Raw genomic sequence first — 15017 nt, forward strand, 5'->3', positions numbered from 1 at the left:
CATTTAATGAACTATGAGAAGAAGCAAGGCTAACCACGCGAAAGAGTCTACCGAGAAGCATCCGAACGTGTTTAGCCTTGCTGTCCTCATTTTATAAAGTGGGTCATAATCCATTGCTGATTGTTTCTACCTTATCCGTGATTTTTCTCAGCTGCTCAGAACTTGTTCCTAGAATTCTTATTATCATTCCACTAGTGAAACTTTCACTTATACCAAATTCAATATTTTCATGTTCACCTAAAAACTTTAATAAATCTGCTTTTAAGTTTTTCGAAATATTTTCACTAAATATAATCATGTTTGCCTGGTGATTATATTTTTCATAAAAACCTATACCCGTAAGTTCTTGCTCCTTTGGTCTTAGCAGTGTGTTATCCATAAAGATGAGCTTATCCTCTAGGTACACTTTAGTCTTTGAACTAAAACTTAAAAATTCAAATACTTCATTATTTTTGTATCGGCCGCAAGATATTATTTCTCTTAGAATCAATTTGCAGTGTTTTTTTAGTCTAATATCAATGCCTGAAATAAAATTCGAATCAACAAATGGAATAGTTGGCATTGGCATATATGAAAAATTGCTACCTTCCTCCATATTAACACTTAGTTTTTGAGTGGCCACCCCACCCCTCATTTTGAAAATCTTTGTGTAAGCTTGAGAATAACTGTGGATATTCGAATCTTTTGCTAGATTTATTTTTATGTGGTATTGGTCACCTTCTAAAATTCCTGCAGATACGTTTAAAATGCATAATTTCATTTTAGTGTAATCTTCATTATAAAATGGCTTTAAAATTTTTAATGGTGATGTAAAATAAGAGTCACCGATTATAGTCTTGCCGTTTTTAACCTTTAATTCTAAATTTAAAGTACCCTTACCCATTTAGAGGCCTTCTAATAAAGCATTTGTTTTAATCCACTGAATAACTTCATTTAGTCCTATTTTTTCATTTAGATCCGTAAATATAAAGGGTCTTTCCCCTCTCATCTTTTTTGAGTCCCGTTCCATTACTTCAAGATTTGCACCAACATAAGGTGCTAAGTCTATTTTATTTATTACAAGTAAATCTGAACGTACAACACCAGGTCCACCTTTTCTAGGGATTTTGTCCCCCTCCGCCACATCAATTACATAGATTGTTGAATCTGCGAGTTCTGGGCTAAAGGTTGCAGAAAGGTTATCTCCGCCGCTTTCTATAAACACAATTTCTATATCTTTAAATTTATTTGTAAGTTCCTCCACTGCCTCAAGGTTCATAGAAGCGTCTTCTCTTATTGCTGTGTGAGGACATCCACCTGTTTCAACACCAATTATTTTTTCCTTTGGCAAAACACTATTGGCTACAAGGAATTCCGCATCTTCTTTTGTGTATATATCATTAGTAATTACACCAATATTATAGTCCTTACTCATAACTCTTGTTAGTCTTTCGATTAAAGCTGTTTTTCCAGAACCAACGGGCCCTGCGATACCAATTTTTACATAACTCATAGTTTTCTCCTTTAAGACATATACAGTCTTGAATAAAGTTCTTCATGTTCCATAGCTCTTATGTCAAAACTAATGCAACATCTTCCTATATCATCAATACTAAGTTTTTCTATTTCAATAGTCATTTTCTGAAGCAGTTCTTGAACCCCAAATAAAATCTCTTGTCCATCAACTTGACCTAAAGGTATAAGTTTTGCACAATTATTCACTACGGAAGAAGCTGCATTATACAAGTATGATCTTAGTGCATTTTCCTTAGGAATTTTCGCTAGTGCGGAAAAACTACCATATACAATGCTATGTTGTCCCATGCACTCACCACTTTTTATTGTGTCCCCATATTCTATAATAAATTTTTCCTTATAAAATTTTTCAATAAGTTTAATGAATCTTATACATAATTTCGAGCTTCCCTCTTTCATTTCCCTTGAAGCTTTGACTGCCCATAAAATTTCATCAAGCTCTATAATTTTTTTCATATCATTATTGTTGGTATATTCATAGGCAAGCTTTACAGCTAAAAAATCACCATACATATAACTATTCCAGAGTACACTTTTCAAGTATTCCTCTGCACTTTTTTTGTCTTTTATAATTCCTTTTTGAACATAAGTTTCTAGCCCATTAGACTGAGTATAAGACCCAATTGGAAATACAGAATCACTTATCTGAAGCATGGTGAAAAACTGATCTTTAGTGCTCATGATGATGATGCTCCAAAGCATTGGTTAATTTTTGCATAGTCTTATTAGGTTTAAAACCTTTCTTTTCAAGAAGCTTAAATAGGGGTTCATCATAATTAACTATTATTTCATCTCCATTTAAAAATAAGGGAATATGTTTATTACCAATTTCATAACATATTTTACCCATTTCCTCCATAGTTTTTGGCCTTATTGAAATGGCTTCACATTGGGGTATTGTAATAATCACAATCTCTTTTGAATCAGAGTATATTATATCGCCATCATTTAATTTTGATGGCTTTGTAAGTTTTATTCCTATATCTTTTCCATTCTTAGAAGTCTTTTTTAGAATTTTTTTATCCACATCAAACCAGTCCACAAAAATTTCATCTATATCTTTTGTTGCATTATTCGTATCTTTTATATTGCCTAAAATTTTATCAATCAGCATATTTTTCTCCATTTCACTTTTTATAAATGTAAAATACAAAGTCAACCGTACTAGACCATTTTTTAGAACAAGAAATATCTCTGAGCCATAGCTACTTCTTCAATTGGTTCACAGGTTAACACTTCCCCATCAACCTTAACTTCATAAGTTTCCGGATCAACTTCGATTTTAGGGGTTTTATCATTTAATATCATATCTTTTTTCCCTATATTCCTGCAATTTTTTACTGGCAACAATATCTTTTCTAAATTTAACCTTTTAATGTTACCGTTTTTAAGGGCTTCTTGTGATACAAATGTTATGCAAGTGCTATATTTTGCTTTTCCAAAGGCTCCAAACATATTTTTATATATTACAGGTTGTGGTGTTGGAATTGAAGCATTGGCATCACCCATTTTAGACGCTACGATAACTCCACCTTTAATAATCATTTCAGGTTTAACTCCAAATAAACAGGGTTTAAATATTACTAGATCAGCATATTTACCTTTTTCAATGGAACCTACATATTTTGATATGCCATGAGTTATGGCAGGATTAATTGTATACTTTGATATATATCTTTTAACTCTAAAATTATCATTGTCTCCAGTTTCCTCTTTTAATGCTCCACGCTGCTTCTTCATTTTATCAGCTGTCTGCCAAGTTCTTATAACAACCTCTCCAACTCTTCCCATTGCCTGAGAATCTGAGCTTAGCATGCTAAAAATGCCTAGATCATGCATAATGTCTTCGGCAGCTATAGTTTCTGGTCTTATTCTTGAATCCGCAAAGGCTACATCTTCCGGAACTTTGCTGTCTAAATGATGGCAAACCATAAGCATATCCAAATGTTCATCTATAGTATTCACAGTATATGGTCTTGTGGGATTAGTTGACGATGGCAAAACATTTGGGAATGCTGCTATTCTCATAAGATCAGGCGCATGACCACCACCTGCCCCTTCTGTGTGGTACGTATGAATTGTTCTACCTGCAATAGCCTTAATGGTATCCTCAACAAAACCCGCTTCATTTAAAGTGTCTGTGTGGATTGCAACCTGTACATCGTATTTATCAGCCACTTTAAGACAAGTATCAATTGCTTTTGGTGTACTTCCCCAGTCTTCATGAAGTTTAAGCCCTATAGCGCCTGCCTCTACTTGTTCAATAAGTGCAGCTTCCGAAGAGCAGTTTCCTTTGCCAAGAAATCCCAGGTTCATTGGAAACCCCTCTGCTGATTCAAGCATTCTCTCAATATACCAAGATCCCGTAGTGCAAGTTGTTGCATTAGTACCATCCGCTGGCCCTGTTCCCCCACCTATCATGGTTGTTATTCCACTATAAAGCGCAGTTTCTATTTGCTGCGGTGATATAAAATGTATATGAGTGTCAACTCCACCTGCAGTTACAATCAATCCTTCTCCTGCTATGGCTTCAGTTGATGCCCCAACTACCATGTTTTCGTCCACATTGTCCATGATATCTGGATTTCCTGCTTTTCCTATTCCAACTATCTTTCCATCTTTAATTCCAATATCACCTTTTACAATTCCCCAGTGGTCTATTATTACAGCATTGGTTATTACTAAATCTAACACCCCTTGGCTTCTATGTGCTTTTGCAGATTGACCCATTCCATCTCTAAGCGTCTTACCTCCACCAAATTTACACTCATCGCCGTAGGTAGCATAGTCCTTTTCAATTTCAATTATTAAATCTGTATCTGCTAATCTTATTTTATCACCTACTGTAGGACCATACATATTTGCATAATCCCTTCCTGACATTTTAAGACTCATCTATTTCACTCCTTTAAATCCAAGTTCTCTTGCTTTTTTAAGGCTTTTTTCTTTAATATCTGGGTCCAGTGTTGACCCTTGAGTTAAACCATTTAATCCATATACTTCTTTTTTTCCGCCTAGCTCAACTAGTTCAACACTTTTTTCTTCCCCAGGCTCAAATCTTACTGCTGTTCCTGAAGCTATGTTTAACCTCATCCCAAAGGCTGCTTCCCTATCAAAGTTCAACATTTTATTTACCTCAAAAAAATGGAAGTGAGATCCTACCTGAATAGGTCTGTCTGCATTGCTTGTAACGGTTATTTGTTTTGTAACCTTGCCTTTATTACACTCTATCTCACTGCTACTTATTATTATTTCACCAGGTATCATATAATCATTTCCTTTCACTCTACATTAGATTATCTAATTGGATTATGAACCGTGACAAGCTTTGTTCCATCTTTAAAGGTTGCCTCAATTTGTATATCAGGTATCATGCTGGAAACTCCACTCATTACATCCTCTTCCTTTAATATTTTAGCACCAAACTGCATTAATTCACTTACACTTTTTCCATCTCTAGCAGCTTCCATTAGTTCTGAACTTATAAGAGATATTGCCTCAGGGTAATTTAGCTTTAACCCTCTTTCCATTCTTTTTCTCGCTAAGCTTCCTGCATAATGAAGCATAAGCTTATCTATTTCTTTTGGCATTAAATGCATTATAAAAACCACCTTTCTTAATACAAATTTTAAAATGATACATTCTAATAGTCTATGAAAATCCTTTTTAAAACTTTACAATTTTATTATTTATTTTAATATTTTACCACTGATTTAATATAAATCAACTTTTTTCTATAAAAAAGTTACCAACATTTGAAATTGTTGGTAACTAGAATTTAGGCATTTGATACAAAATAAACTAGCATACTCGCTTGTTATTTTTTTGAAGACGCCCTAAGCTTGAATTTTAATTTTTTTGTATGACTTTTCATAGTAGTAGTTTATTATGTCGCTTCTTTTTATCATACCTATAAAAACATTATCATCATCTACTACCGGTATAAAGTTTTGATTCACTGCCTTGGAAAGCAAATCTTCAATATCAGAATCTATATGCACGGGTTTATTTATTACACGCCTTGGCACCTCACAAAGCTGTACCTTTGTAGTATTATTAAAATTTAAATCAGGTGTATTTTTTAATTTCCATAACAAATCGCCTTCTGTTAATGTTCCAATATACTTTCCGTCTCCATCTAATATAGGTATTGCTGCATATCTATGATATTCCATCCTTTCAAGTGCCTGTCTCATTGTAGAGGTAAGTTCTTCACATACCACTTCACTTTTAGGTGTTATAAAAAATGCTATATTCATATTTGTATCCTCACTTTCATTTATAAAAAAATAACTATGTAGCATTAACTTATTGTCATAATTAATTTTTGTTGCAAACTAATTATAGCAATAGTTTCTTTAAATACAATTAATTATTTTTTAATTTTATGTGAATTCATGATTTTTTATCACTTTAACATGATACTCCCAATTTTATAGAAAATAAAGTGTTATTTCAAACGTTTACATATATATTAATTAATGCTTATATTATAAATCTTGATTTTCCTATTGACACTTATATTTTTCTATGTTAAATTATAGATACAAACAAATTGCGTACAATTTAATTGTAATTAATATAATTTTATATGGAGATGATTTTATGAATATTTATGATTTTAATGCTAAAACTGCTTCTGAGAAAGAAATTTCCCTTTCAAGCTTTAAAGGTAAGGTTTTAATAATTGCAAACACTGCTAGTAATTGTGGTTTTACACCTCAGTATAAAGATCTAGAAGATTTATATAAAAAATTTGGTAATGATAAGTTTGAAATACTTGCTTTCCCATGTAATCAATTTTTAGGTCAAGAACCTGGAACTAACGATGAAATTCAAAACTTTTGTGAAATTAACTATGGAGTAACCTTCCCTGTTTTTGCTAAGATAGATGTTAACGGTGATAATGCTGATCCAATATTTAAATTTTTAAGAAAAAACAGTTCTGGAATTCTTGGAGACAGTATCAAATGGAATTTCACAAAATTTATAATAGATTCACAAGGTAATGTTGTAGATAGGTTTGCACCTACTACATCCCCAAAAAAGCTTGAAAGCACTATAGAAAACTTAATCAAAAATGCTAAATAAAAGTACTAGGTACAAAAGGAAATAAAATTTTAGGAGGTAATATAAATGTCAATTTATGATTTTAACGCTAAAACAATTAATGGAGAAGAGGTTTCACTAGAAAAATACAAAGGTGAAGTATTAATAATAGCAAATACAGCTAGTAAGTGCGGTTTTACTCCTCAATACAAAGATTTAGAATTGCTATATAAAAAATATAAAGATAGAGGTTTTAATGTTTTAGGTTTCCCTTCAAATCAATTTGCAGAACAAGAACCAGGAAATAGTAGTGATATTCAAAAGTTTTGTGAAATCAATTATGGAGTAACCTTTGATTTATTTGAAAAAGGTGATGTACGAGGAAAAGATGCTCAACCACTATTTAAATATCTATCAGAAGAAAAAGAATTTAAAGGTCTTGACCTAAATCACCCAAGTGGTAAAATTCTTAATGCTATGTTAAAAGAAAAATTCCCTGAGACTTTAGTAGGTAACGGTATAAAATGGAACTTTACAAAATTCTTAATAAATAGAGATGGAGAAGTTGTAGGTAGATTTGAACCAACTACTGAACCACTTGACATGGAAGAAGAAATTTTAAAATTATTATAATATTACCTCTTTCACTACACACCGTTTTTTGATAGACTATTAAATATATAAAAGGCATCTGAAAGAAAATAACAAGTGAAAGATGCCTGAATTAGGAAGTGGTGCATTATGAATTACGATATGCTAAAATTAGACAATCAATTATGCTTTGCATTGTATGCTTGTTCTCGTGAAATTACAAAACATTACAAACCGGAACTTGATAAACTTGGAATTACCTATACACAATATGTCACTTTGATGGTGTTATGGGAAAAAGATAATATTACAGTAAAGGAACTTGGAAGCAAATTACACCTTGATTCCGGCACATTAACCCCCCTACTAAAAAAATTAGAAGCAAAGGGAATAGTAACAAGAGCTAGAGATAGTCAAGATGAACGTAATGTTTATGTTTCTCTTACTGAAAGTGGCGTTATATTAAAGGATAAGGCTATAGAAATTCCGAAAAAAATGGCATGTATTCCAGATCATTCCCCGGAGCAACTTATAGCTTTAAGAGCAGAAATAAATAACTTACTGGGAAGCTTTGAAAAACTACAATAAATATCCAATAAGAAAAAAGGAAGCAAGGAAATCTGTTAAAACAAATTTCCTTGCTTCCTTTTAACTTGTCACTTGAAACTTACCTTGTGTTTTTACTTTATAAGTAACTAACAAGCAGTGCTATGTTCAGCACTGTAACAACAATACCGATTACCCAAAGTGCTATTTTATCAAGCATGGAATTAACGTATTTTCCCATTACTTTTTTTGAAGATGTAAGATATATTTGAATGAACACTGTTATTGGAAGCTGTATGCTTAAAAACATCTGTGAATATATTAATCCTTTAAAAGGGTCACTAATAAAAAATATAATAATAAGTGCTACAAATAAAGTTATACATACTCCTGCTCTTGAATGGCCATCACTCATGTCATATGGTTCTCCAAACATACCAGCAAAAATACTTCCCCCTGCCATACCTGCAGTAACAGTTGATGCAAGTCCCGCGAATAAAAGCGCCAGTGCAAAAACTATTGAGGCTCCATTGCCTAAAAGTGGCTTTAGCATTTGCTGAGCTTGATCAAGAGCCGACACCGGAATTCTACTAACAAAAAAAGTACTTGCAGCTAATATAATCATTGCACTGTTTATTAACCATCCGATTATCATTGAAAAAAGTGTATCCACAAATTCATATTTAAGTTGCTTTTTGATAGTGTTATCACCTTTTAAATTCCATTGTCTACTCTGTATAATTTCAGAGTGCAAAAACAAATTATGTGGCATAACTACCGCACCAAGCACACTCATTATTATTGGCAGTGAACCCAGTGGAAAAGTCGGCGTAACAAAACCCACTGCTACACTTTTCCATTGAACATGTACAAGTGTCAATTCAAATATAAAAGATATTCCTATTATAGAAACAAATCCTATTATCCATTTTTCTAGAGTTTTATAAGAATTACCAAATAGCATCCAAAGTACAACTAAAAGCATAATAATTGAACCTATTTTTATTGGTATTTTGAACAGCATATTTAATGCTATTGCTCCGCCTAAAAGTTCTGCCATAGCAGTGAGTATACAAGCAATTACCGCTGTGGAAAGTACCACATTTTTTACAGCAGGCTTAGTATGTTTAGTCGTTGCTTCTGAAAGACAGTCTCCTGTTACAATTCCAAGATGAGCTGCATTATGTTGAAGTATTATAAGCATTATAGTAGACAATGATACTATCCATAATAGCGTATATCCATAACTTGAACCAGCTGCTACATTTGATGCCCAATTTCCTGGATCTATAAAACCTACAGTTACAATAAGACCTGGCCCAATATATTTTATAATATCCAATGCTGATCTTTTGGGTTTGTTACCACCACTAAGGATGTTAAATTTCATAAATTTACCTCCGGTGAAAATATAAATAATTCTGATTTTATCTGAATTACCTATTTATAAGTATGTTAACATTATACATCAATAACTATTAGTTATACATCAAAAAAATAACTAGTCAGTATGCTAGTCTATTTTGCGTCAGATGCCTTAATAAAAAAGATAACGTTAGTATTATAAAAAATATAACGCTAACGTTAACATAAATTGTCAATTAAAATATTATTTTCATTTGCTTTGCGTAATATTTTTCTATAAGCTTGTCCAACTTTTGACTGAGTTTTACAACATTAAACTTAGTTAGTTGTTCTTCACTTTTTAACACATCATTAAGCAAATCTCTAAGCATTTCTATTTCTTCTTCTAAACTCACATAAATCAACTTCCTTCTACAACTCCAGCACACAATAGTGCGAGTATTTCTCAAATCAAGTGGCTGTATAATTTAAGACGACATACATTATTATACATTTATAATGCCATTATGACAATACATTATTAAAATAATTATATAATTTCATATAATTTCTACAATCAATCCACACATTAAATCAACATTTTTTTTATTTAAAATAAATTCATTATAATAAATTCATTATTCTTAACATTATGCTATAATTTATTAATAAATGATTTTGCACAACAGGAGGTTACACCTATGATTTTTTCCAACTTTCACACCCACAGCTATTTTTGTGATGGCATAGGAAATCCAGAAGAATACGTACTAAAAGCAATACAATCTAATTTTAATTCTTTAGGTTTTTCTAGTCATGCACCTCTTCCCTTTAGTAATTCTTGGACTATGAAGGAAGAAGATGTTAATAGATACTTGAACACTATAATAAATTTAAAGAAAAAATATACAGATACAATTCAAATTTACCTTGGTATGGAAGTAGATTATATTCAAAATTTAATAAGTCCTACTGATGAAAAATTTAAAAAATTAGACTATACTATTGGTTCAGTCCATATGCTTAAAAACGAAGCTACCGGTGAATATCTGGCTGTTGACGGAGATGAAGATGAATATATAGAACTTATAACTTCCGCATTTAACAATGATGTTAAAGCTTTTGTACATAAATATTATGAGCAAATCCAAACAATGGTGCTAAAAAATACACCATCCATAGTTGGCCACCTTGACCTAATTAAAAAGCATAACAAGAATAATAAATATTTTGATGAAAATGAAGACTGGTACAAACTAGAAATTATGAAAACTTTAAATGTTATATCTAAGGCTAATACCATTTTAGAAATGAACACTGGTGGAAAGGTGCGTGGTTACACTAATGATTTTTATCCAAGCAATTGGATAGTTGATGAATGCAGAAAACTTAACATTCCCTTGATTTTAAGTTCAGATGCCCATAATCCAAGCTATGTAAATGCATATTTTGAAGAAGCTTCAGCCATTTTAAAAGGTGCAGGATATACAAATCAACATGTCCTTCTTGATAATATTTGGCAAACGGCACCTCTTTAATTTATACTTAAAAAGCAGTCCCTATGCTGTTTTTTCAGCATAGGGACTGTGATTAGCTCCATTTTTCTGCCCACTTTTGAATTTCATCCATAGCCTTTCCTAATGCCTCACCTTTTTCTGTCAGTGAATATTCTATACGTACAGGCATTTCAGGAAAGACTTTTCTAGTTAATATGCCCTTCTCCTCTAATTCCTTAAATCTCTCAGTAAGCATTCTGGCACTTAAATTAGGTATAATCACCTGCATATCGGAAAACCTTTTTTTCCCATCCAATAATGATTTTATAATAAGCCCAGTCCATTTTTTACCTAAAAGCTCAAAGGCAGCTTCAAACCTAGGACACATTTCATATTTATCCATGTTAATCAACTCCTTAACCTATTTTAACATATTAACTTGATAAAAGTAAGTAGCTTATTAAATAATACACAATAATACTATAGTACTTTATATTTATTAACATATAATTTATGATTTTGTAGATACTAGATAATAAAAGGTGGTGATTACCATTAAGAGTATTCTTAGGTCTATATTTTCATTAAATGATAGTAAATCAGATATAACTAAAGATCACAATCACACTGATAATATTCCGCAAAATGTATCAAATATATTAGAAGAAAACGAAAAATATTTAAGGGAAATTTTCTCAAATTGTTTTGACATAACTATTAGAAAAATAAGTCTTTTTGATTTGAAACTCGGAAGATGCCTTTTAGTATATATAAATGAAATGGTTGACGAAAAACATTTAGAAAATAATCTTATTTCAAAATTAACTACAAATTCAAATTTAGTTCTTGATGAGGCTAGCATTGAGGAAACAATTAAATATTATTTAGGCATACGTGAAAACAATATTTTTTCTAATTTTCCAGAATGTATAGATTCTATTTTAAACGGTAAAGTGGTCTTATTTATTGATAACTTTAATAAAGCTTTTTCCATAAATTTAAAAAGCAAACTTGGTAGGGAGATATCTGAACCAAAGGTTGAATCGGTTCTAAGAGGTCCAAGGGATGGTTTTACAGAGTCGCTAGCACAAAATATAGCTCTAATTAGAACTAGAGTTAGAAATTCAAAACTAAAAACAGAACTTTTTAATATTGGAAGAGAAACGAAAACAGATTTGGCTATTATGTATTTATCTGGAACTGCAGATGAAAAAGTTCTTACAGAACTGCGAGAGAGACTAAATAAAATAAATTTAGAAGCTGTCATAGACTCCAATTATATTATTGAAAATATTGAAGATGATTACTTAACTCTTTTTCCATTAGTATTTAGAACTGAAAGACCAGATGTAGCCTCTATGAAATTATTTGAAGGTAAAGTAGTTATTATTTTAAATAATAGTCCTGTGGTTCTAAGTATTCCATCACTTTTTATAGAGTATATGCAATCCCCGGAAGATTATTATATGAAATACTTTTTTTCGACTTTAAACAGATTTATAAGGTACTTGTCATTTTTTGTATCATCTATGCTTCCTGGTCTTTATGTTGGAATAATAAGTTTTCATCAAGAGCTTATACCCACCTCACTTGCAATAACAATAATAACTGCACGTTCCCATATACCACTTCCTGCCTTTTTTGAGTGTCTGGTTTTGCTTATAGCCTATGAAACATTAAGAGAGGCTGGTGCACGAATGCCACGACAACTTGGTCAGACCTTGAGTATTGTTGGAACCTTAATTATAGGAGATGCCGCTATTAATGCAGGGCTAGTCAGTGCTTTGATGATAGTTGTAGTCGCTTTTTCTGGAACCGCACTTTTTGCAATATCATCTCAAGAAATGTACACTGCTATCTCTATTGTTAGATTTATTTTTCTTATTCTGGGAGGTTTTACTGGAATGGTTGGACTTATATGTGGAATGTTAATACTTGATATTTATCTTGTTTCTCGGCGTTCCTTTGGCATTCCGTACATGTATCCTCTATGCCCATTTAATCTTTCAAAGAACAGAGATGTATTACTAAGAATACCTTTGTGGAAATTGGATAAAAAAAATAGACCATTAAGATAAGGCATGTGAAAAGAGGGTTTTATGAATACTTTTATAAATGCTATAAAAAAGCAAGTAATAATATTAATAATTATTATATTGTCCTCTACTGGACTCACTGGTTGCGCTGATAGTTCTCAAATTGAACAAACTGCCATTGTGCTAGCCCTTGGTTTTGACGCATCTAAAAATGGAGTAACTGTAACAATGCAAATTTTAAGAAATCAGGGTAGTCCACAACTGCCCAAAGTTGATATTTATACTGGTAATGCTACGGATGCAGATTCTGCTATATACAAGATAAGAAGTGAAGTTGGTAAAAAGTTCCTTTACTCACATCTTAAATGTTTTATAATTGGTGAAACTATAGCCCTAAAAAGTATTGCTCCGCTGCTAGATGTAACCCTTAGGTTTAGTGAAATAAGACCTACTGTTCCACTGCTAGTAACAAAAGGCAATGCTTCGGATATAATTAAAACTAACTCAAAAGATAATACAATTTCATCCCTTTCCATTGAAAATGCTATAGATGTTCAAAAAAAATTAGGTTATAGTGCTTCCTCTACAAATTTAAATTTTGCAACAAGTATAAACACTCCCCCAAACATAACCTCATGTAGTGTTATTGATATTGATAAAAATTATTTCGAGCAAGGCACTGATGGTAATGCTACCTGCTATACTTTTCCAGGTAATGCTGTGTTTAGAAAAGATAAGCTTATTGGATATATGGATTCTAACGAAGTAAGGGGGCTAAATTGGACTCGTGGGAAAATTCGTTGGGGGAACCTTAAAATAGAAACTTTAGATAAAAAACCTTTAAATCTTGATATTAGGAGAAGTAGCTGTAAAAGAACTGTATCAATTAAAAATGGTAAAATTATTTTTAGACTTAACATTAAAGTTGATTCTGCAATTCGAGATATGGCAGGGAATACAGATCCTAATAAAAACCCTAATTTGCTGCTAGTGCTAGAAGCAAGAGAGAATGAAGCTATACGTTCTGAAGTTAAACTTGCTATAGATGATGCTCAAAATGTGCTACGAGCAGATGTTTTTGATTTTGGTGATTTGCTGTACAAAACCCACCCAAAAGAGTGGTCTAAATTAAAAGAGAATTGGACTAAAATATTTCCAAATGTTCCTATTGAAGTGACGGTTGACTCTAACATTACCCAAACAGGAACCATTGCAAAACCACAATCCTAGATAGAAATGGGAGTGAAACTATGAGAGAAAAAATCACGGCACATCAGTTACTTTCAATTATGATATTGTTACCTTATGGAAGCGCTGTGTTGTTTTTTTTAACACCTGAAACCAAACAAAATATATGGTTTGCTTTAATGTTTTATGCTATTGTGGCTTTGCTTTTTCAATTTATTTATACAAATATATATAAAAACTATCCGGGTGAAAGCATAGTCACATATATGCCTAAAATATATGGTAAAATATTAGGATCAATTATAAGCATGATGTACATTGTATATTTCGTATATCTAGCAGGTCGGGTTCTTAGAGATTTTCTAGAACTTATAAGGACTTTTACTATGCCCCGCACTCCTATACTTTTTACTGGCGCCTTGATAACAGTAACAATAATATATGGTGTTTTTAAAGGTTTAGAAAATATTGCGAGTATTGCAGAAATTTTTCTCATTATTGTGCTGATTTCCTCACTGGCTTTATTACTATTAATAGCTGTAACTGGAGATGTTATACATCCAAGCAATCTTCTACCTGTTTTAGAAGACGGTATTCTACCTGTTATATCTAAAGGTTGGAAACTAGCATCTTTTCCCTATGGTGAATTCATAGTTTTAACTATGTTTTATCCCTATGTTATTGAGCAAAATAAAATAAGAAAAGCTCTTTTTTTTGGGTGTATTTCAGAAGGACTAATACTAACTATTAATAACATACTGTTTATTGTTACTTTGGGTGTAAGTTTCGCCACTACAAACAATTTTCCTTTATTTGAAACCTTAAGACTCGTACACATAGGTGAGTTTTTAAGTCGTCTAGACATATTATATGTGATACTGTTATTAGAAGGTGCCTTTTTTAAAATAAGTCTTTGCCTGTATGCTGCTATATTAGGTACCACTCAGTTGTTTAAAATAAATAATAAAGATTGGGGCGCATTATGCATATTATTTGGAATAATAATGCTTACAATTTCCCTGTCAATTGCTAAAAACTACCCTGAACATATAAAAATAGGTCTGGCTTTAATAATTAATACAATAAATTTACCTATCCAAATATACATCCCTACAATAACATTCTTATTTATAAATATTAAAAACTTTCTGTGCTCAAGATCTCACAATTAAATTATATTTCTATGCTCTGCATCTATTTACATTAAACTCACACAACCTGCTCGTCTGTTTTGCGAGAGATGTCTAATTGT

General features: G+C 31.8%; 18 protein-coding genes. 7 read left to right on the plus strand and 11 right to left on the minus strand.

The features are described from left to right. Positions 1 to 103: 103 nt before the first annotated feature. The 8 genes from BR66_RS23465 to BR66_RS0108765 form a co-directional block, all read right to left on the minus strand. Positions 104 to 883, minus strand: a complete 780-nt coding sequence (locus tag BR66_RS23465) for an urease accessory protein UreD (protein ID WP_051624155.1) — start codon at positions 881 to 883, stop codon at positions 104 to 106. Then, positions 884 to 1492 carry an urease accessory protein UreG gene (gene ureG / locus BR66_RS0108735; protein WP_026882583.1) on the minus strand — a complete coding sequence of 203 codons (609 nt, stop codon included), beginning with the start codon at positions 1490 to 1492 and terminating at the stop codon, positions 884 to 886. Between the two features lie 11 nt (positions 1493 to 1503). Then, positions 1504 to 2196, minus strand: a complete 693-nt coding sequence (locus tag BR66_RS0108740) for an urease accessory protein UreF (RefSeq protein WP_051624156.1) — start codon at positions 2194 to 2196, stop codon at positions 1504 to 1506. Continuing rightward, positions 2186 to 2629: an urease accessory protein UreE gene (gene ureE / locus BR66_RS0108745; RefSeq protein WP_026882585.1), complete on the minus strand. Its 444-nt coding sequence runs from the start codon at positions 2627 to 2629 to the stop codon at positions 2186 to 2188. Before ureE ends, BR66_RS0108740 begins: the two co-directional genes overlap by 11 nt. Positions 2630 to 2691: 62 nt before the next feature. Then, positions 2692 to 4410, minus strand: a complete 1719-nt coding sequence (gene ureC / locus BR66_RS0108750) for an urease subunit alpha (RefSeq protein WP_026882586.1) — start codon at positions 4408 to 4410, stop codon at positions 2692 to 2694. Then, complete coding sequence (ureB, locus tag BR66_RS25660; protein ID WP_026882587.1) at positions 4411 to 4782, minus strand: urease subunit beta; 372 nt, start codon at positions 4780 to 4782, stop codon at positions 4411 to 4413. Between the two features lie 29 nt (positions 4783 to 4811). Then, positions 4812 to 5114 carry an urease subunit gamma gene (gene ureA, locus BR66_RS0108760; RefSeq protein ID WP_026882588.1) on the minus strand — a complete coding sequence of 101 codons (303 nt, stop codon included), beginning with the start codon at positions 5112 to 5114 and terminating at the stop codon, positions 4812 to 4814. A 237-nt stretch (positions 5115 to 5351) separates the two neighbouring features. Next, on the minus strand, positions 5352 to 5774 hold the full coding sequence (locus BR66_RS0108765) for a CBS domain-containing protein (RefSeq protein ID WP_026882589.1): 423 nt from the start codon (positions 5772 to 5774) through the stop codon (positions 5352 to 5354). Positions 5775 to 6120: 346 nt separating this feature from the next. Between BR66_RS0108765 and BR66_RS0108770 the strand changes: the two genes are divergently transcribed. The 3 genes from BR66_RS0108770 to BR66_RS0108780 all read left to right on the plus strand — a co-directional run bounded on the left by BR66_RS0108770 (position 6121) and on the right by BR66_RS0108780 (position 7743). Beyond that, a complete protein-coding gene (locus BR66_RS0108770; protein WP_026882590.1) occupies positions 6121 to 6606 on the plus strand; it encodes a glutathione peroxidase in 486 nt (161 codons plus the stop codon). Positions 6607 to 6651: 45 nt separating this feature from the next. Continuing rightward, complete coding sequence (locus BR66_RS0108775) at positions 6652 to 7197, plus strand: glutathione peroxidase (RefSeq protein WP_026882591.1); 546 nt, start codon at positions 6652 to 6654, stop codon at positions 7195 to 7197. 108 nt (positions 7198 to 7305) lie between these two features. Beyond that, complete coding sequence (locus tag BR66_RS0108780) at positions 7306 to 7743, plus strand: MarR family winged helix-turn-helix transcriptional regulator (RefSeq protein ID WP_026882592.1); 438 nt, start codon at positions 7306 to 7308, stop codon at positions 7741 to 7743. A 97-nt stretch (positions 7744 to 7840) separates the two neighbouring features. Here the strand turns inward: BR66_RS0108780 and BR66_RS0108785 are convergent, their stop codons facing one another. Next, complete coding sequence (locus BR66_RS0108785; RefSeq protein WP_026882593.1) at positions 7841 to 9091, minus strand: Nramp family divalent metal transporter; 1251 nt, start codon at positions 9089 to 9091, stop codon at positions 7841 to 7843. Positions 9092 to 9302: 211 nt separating this feature from the next. Then, complete coding sequence (locus BR66_RS25145; protein WP_084156431.1) at positions 9303 to 9461, minus strand: aspartyl-phosphate phosphatase Spo0E family protein; 159 nt, start codon at positions 9459 to 9461, stop codon at positions 9303 to 9305. A gap of 285 nt (positions 9462 to 9746) precedes the next feature. On the opposite strand from BR66_RS25145, the gene hisJ reads away from it, so the two are divergent. Further along, entirely contained in the window at positions 9747 to 10583 is an 837-nt protein-coding gene (gene hisJ / locus BR66_RS0108795) for a histidinol-phosphatase HisJ (protein ID WP_026882594.1), read from the plus strand. Between the two features lie 52 nt (positions 10584 to 10635). Here the strand turns inward: hisJ and BR66_RS0108800 are convergent, their stop codons facing one another. Continuing rightward, positions 10636 to 10944, minus strand: coding sequence for a winged helix-turn-helix transcriptional regulator (locus BR66_RS0108800; protein ID WP_026882595.1), 309 nt, complete (start codon positions 10942 to 10944; stop codon positions 10636 to 10638). 139 nt (positions 10945 to 11083) lie between these two features. On the opposite strand from BR66_RS0108800, the gene BR66_RS0108805 reads away from it, so the two are divergent. The 3 genes from BR66_RS0108805 to BR66_RS0108815 are packed head-to-tail and all read left to right on the plus strand — an operon-like array spanning position 11084 to position 14937. Continuing rightward, on the plus strand, positions 11084 to 12619 hold the full coding sequence (locus tag BR66_RS0108805) for a spore germination protein (protein WP_051624157.1): 1536 nt from the start codon (positions 11084 to 11086) through the stop codon (positions 12617 to 12619). 21 nt (positions 12620 to 12640) lie between these two features. Further along, positions 12641 to 13807: a Ger(x)C family spore germination protein gene (locus tag BR66_RS0108810; protein WP_026882597.1), complete on the plus strand. Its 1167-nt coding sequence runs from the start codon at positions 12641 to 12643 to the stop codon at positions 13805 to 13807. Positions 13808 to 13827: 20 nt separating this feature from the next. After that, complete coding sequence (locus BR66_RS0108815; protein ID WP_026882598.1) at positions 13828 to 14937, plus strand: GerAB/ArcD/ProY family transporter; 1110 nt, start codon at positions 13828 to 13830, stop codon at positions 14935 to 14937. Positions 14938 to 15017 lie beyond the last annotated feature (80 nt).

The organism is Clostridium akagii DSM 12554, assembly GCF_000686725.1.
GTDB classification, from domain to species: domain Bacteria; phylum Bacillota; class Clostridia; order Clostridiales; family Clostridiaceae; genus Clostridium_I; species Clostridium_I akagii.

Excerpts from the sequence above, each read along its gene's own strand:
- BR66_RS0108765 (WP_026882589.1), bottom strand. The coding sequence starts at position 5,774 with ATGAATATAGCATTTTTTATAACACCTAAAAGTGAAGTGGTATGTGAA.
- BR66_RS0108785 (WP_026882593.1), bottom strand. The coding sequence starts at position 9,091 with ATGAAATTTAACATCCTTAGTGGTGGTAACAAACCCAAAAGATCAGCA.
- BR66_RS0108770 (WP_026882590.1), top strand. The coding sequence starts at position 6,121 with ATGAATATTTATGATTTTAATGCTAAAACTGCTTCTGAGAAAGAAATT.
- ureE (WP_026882585.1), bottom strand. The coding sequence starts at position 2,629 with ATGCTGATTGATAAAATTTTAGGCAATATAAAAGATACGAATAATGCA.
- ureC (WP_026882586.1), bottom strand. The coding sequence starts at position 4,410 with ATGAGTCTTAAAATGTCAGGAAGGGATTATGCAAATATGTATGGTCCT.
- ureA (WP_026882588.1), bottom strand. The coding sequence starts at position 5,114 with ATGCATTTAATGCCAAAAGAAATAGATAAGCTTATGCTTCATTATGCA.
- hisJ (WP_026882594.1), top strand. The coding sequence starts at position 9,747 with ATGATTTTTTCCAACTTTCACACCCACAGCTATTTTTGTGATGGCATA.
- BR66_RS0108800 (WP_026882595.1), bottom strand. The coding sequence starts at position 10,944 with ATGGATAAATATGAAATGTGTCCTAGGTTTGAAGCTGCCTTTGAGCTT.
- BR66_RS0108740 (WP_051624156.1), bottom strand. The coding sequence starts at position 2,196 with ATGAGCACTAAAGATCAGTTTTTCACCATGCTTCAGATAAGTGATTCT.
- BR66_RS23465 (WP_051624155.1), bottom strand. The coding sequence starts at position 883 with ATGGGTAAGGGTACTTTAAATTTAGAATTAAAGGTTAAAAACGGCAAG.
- BR66_RS0108775 (WP_026882591.1), top strand. The coding sequence starts at position 6,652 with ATGTCAATTTATGATTTTAACGCTAAAACAATTAATGGAGAAGAGGTT.
- ureG (WP_026882583.1), bottom strand. The coding sequence starts at position 1,492 with ATGAGTTATGTAAAAATTGGTATCGCAGGGCCCGTTGGTTCTGGAAAA.
- ureB (WP_026882587.1), bottom strand. The coding sequence starts at position 4,782 with ATGATACCTGGTGAAATAATAATAAGTAGCAGTGAGATAGAGTGTAAT.
- BR66_RS0108810 (WP_026882597.1), top strand. The coding sequence starts at position 12,641 with ATGAATACTTTTATAAATGCTATAAAAAAGCAAGTAATAATATTAATA.
- BR66_RS0108815 (WP_026882598.1), top strand. The coding sequence starts at position 13,828 with ATGAGAGAAAAAATCACGGCACATCAGTTACTTTCAATTATGATATTG.
- BR66_RS0108780 (WP_026882592.1), top strand. The coding sequence starts at position 7,306 with ATGAATTACGATATGCTAAAATTAGACAATCAATTATGCTTTGCATTG.